Origin of the sequence: Microcoleus sp. AT8-B5 (assembly GCF_036705565.1) — a bacterium.
Classification (GTDB): domain Bacteria; phylum Cyanobacteriota; class Cyanobacteriia; order Cyanobacteriales; family Microcoleaceae; genus Microcoleus.
Genome location: NZ_JAUBUY010000111.1, coordinates 1 through 2360 on the forward strand (window position 1 = coordinate 1; position 2360 = coordinate 2360).

The 2360-nt window shown below is 38.3% G+C and carries 1 protein-coding gene and 1 pseudogene; both read right to left on the reverse strand.

The features are described 5' to 3' along the window. Positions 1-78 precede the first annotated feature (78 nt). Positions 79-789, reverse strand: a pseudogene (locus QUB39_RS30350) (IS4 family transposase); the annotation flags it as partial. 31 nt (positions 790-820) lie between these two features. Continuing rightward, positions 821-1893, reverse strand: a protein-coding gene (locus QUB39_RS30355) for an ISKra4 family transposase (RefSeq protein WP_333212875.1) whose coding sequence is annotated in 2 segments (ribosomal slippage) — positions 821-1725 and positions 1725-1893 — 1074 coding nt in all. Because the reading frame shifts where the segments join, the coding sequence is not laid out codon by codon here. Positions 1894-2360: the final 467 nt, after the last annotated feature.

Sequence of the window (2360 nt, forward strand, 5' to 3'; positions counted from 1 at the left end):
ACCTAATTACGCACTTGATTTAGCCCAATACTTCATCTTATCATGTTTTAGGCTGAAATTAAGATGCGTTTACCCTGGCTTAACAATCCCTAAATCTTGATTTTTTGCGTCGGCAAAATACTTAACTAGGTCAGAAGCTAATCCTTTTTGATAGGCCACAGAAAAATGATACATCCCTCGATAAATCATTTCTAATGAAACTCGTTCAATTGGCACTCCTAATTCATCCGCAACGGCATCTCCCAAGTCTACCAAAACCGCATAAAATAGCCAAGTAGCCCAGATTTGAAGCTGGATTCCGTTGGACGAACCTGTCCATAAATAACTTAAATTTAGGAGTCTCTTTACTGTACAAAATGCCTCTTCAATTCCCCAGCGTCTTTGATATAAATCGGCTACTACATAGGGTGGCAATATTTCGGGATTTTGGACACTTGTCAGATAAGAACGCCAGGAAGTCTTGGAGCGAATTTGTACTAATCTTATAGTCAAAACAGGCGTTTTTTTTGTCCCTGCACCTATCTGAATTATTTGCTCTTTGACATCATAAGTATTGGTTAATACCCGCTTGACTTGATAAGATGCACCTTTCTTAATCCGAGTAATAAATCCAATTTCTTTCTCGATTAATTTTGACCAAAAAGCGAAGTGATAGAAGCCTCTATCTAATAACAGCAAGGTTTTTGGCTTAACTTTTTTTAGTAAATCCTCTTCCCAATGAGTATCTGCTTGTTTCGGATTTTCCCCAAACCAAATTTCTTCGGGAAGATGAGTTACTAGGTCTATGATTACATGATTACGGGAGCATCCCGCTTTTTAACTAAGCAGAAATACCGAGCTTGATGTCGTTGTTTAAATATGCACATCTCAGTCTTAAAATTTGAGGCACATTTTTTTCGTTCCACTGTGCACCTACAATCTTAATTCTTGATCCAATCTGTTTAATTAAAGACTCTACAGCTCCCGAACCAATATCAATACCCTGCTGTTGATAATTCTGGTAATCTGGGATTCTTGACTGATGTTTTCGGAGATAATTCTGGAAATTTTTACTTTCTTTAGCTCTAACTCCTATAAACTCAGCTATAGCTTCAACTGTTGCTCCTTGCCACAGTTGGTTCTTCGCTCTCCTCAGTCGTTTGAGCGAACCTCCTACTCTATGTAGATTTTCTATCAAATGATACCAATCGAGTACCTCTCTTCTTTTCTCAATAGTCCCAATTTGCTTAAACAGATTCCACACCCCATCATGACCATCCCCCAAGCAGGTTATCGCTTCACTTTGAGGTTGGCTATTTACCCATGCTACTAACTCTGGATTATTTTGGAAGAAGGCTGCTCCTACTTGACTATGTACCTTAACCGCCTTATAGTTCCTCCAAATACTTTCTTCTCCTTCATGAGTTCTCAGTCTGACATTTCCTCCATCTATACTCAATGCTTCTACTTGCTCCGTAGCTTGAGGCGAGGAGAATTCGTAACGCTCTAATAGTCGATGTTGTGTACTGTGCGGTACATAAATTCCTGTCAACATTTTGAGGTCTCTCTCTGCATTGGCAAAAGATTCATTTCCCACTAATAATAAACAACATTTTTCCAAATTAGGACTCAGACGACTTCCCTTCTTTACTCCCAGCCTTTGGGCTTGTTTACTCGATATAGTTATTTCTCCTACACAACTTTTTATGGTTCTTTTTCTACCAGAACCTTTTCCCCCCGCCGAGTGAAAAAAAAACCGCTAATTTCTGGTGCTACTGTCTCAATTAAATGTTCCCTCACACTCAGTTCTACGGATTCAAAGCTTTGTAGATTGTCTACTGGGGTATTCTTATAAAGGATCTCTGCTATTTCTTGGAGATTTATTTTGATCTTCTGCTGTTCTTCTGGGGTCATGCGAACTTGGATTATGGTAATTTATCTGCTTTATATTATGCCATCAGCTTAGCCAGACAATTGTCTGAGTATTTATACTGACTGCAAAAGTGGGATGCTCCCCATGATTACATGATTATATGATTACTCCCATTTTTCCGGCTAATTGACCAATTGGAACATCTGATAAACTTTCTAGTTTACGAAATAATGCTTCTAATGTTGAGCCGTCAGCTATCCAGATATTTTCAAAGTTTTTTAAGGCAAATTGTACGCTATGTGGTAATGACCTCGATTTTCTCATCAACCATTTTTGTCGAAAATGAGGTAGTAATTCTTTACAATACTCCGGACAGTTTTTAAATAGGGATGCTTACGCAATAAAGCACAGAAGCGAAAAAACTGAGTGCTATCTGAACCCAAAATAAACAGAAAAAAAGGCACTCTTTTAGGTTAAGCTATAAAAACACACAAGCTCAACAGATTGC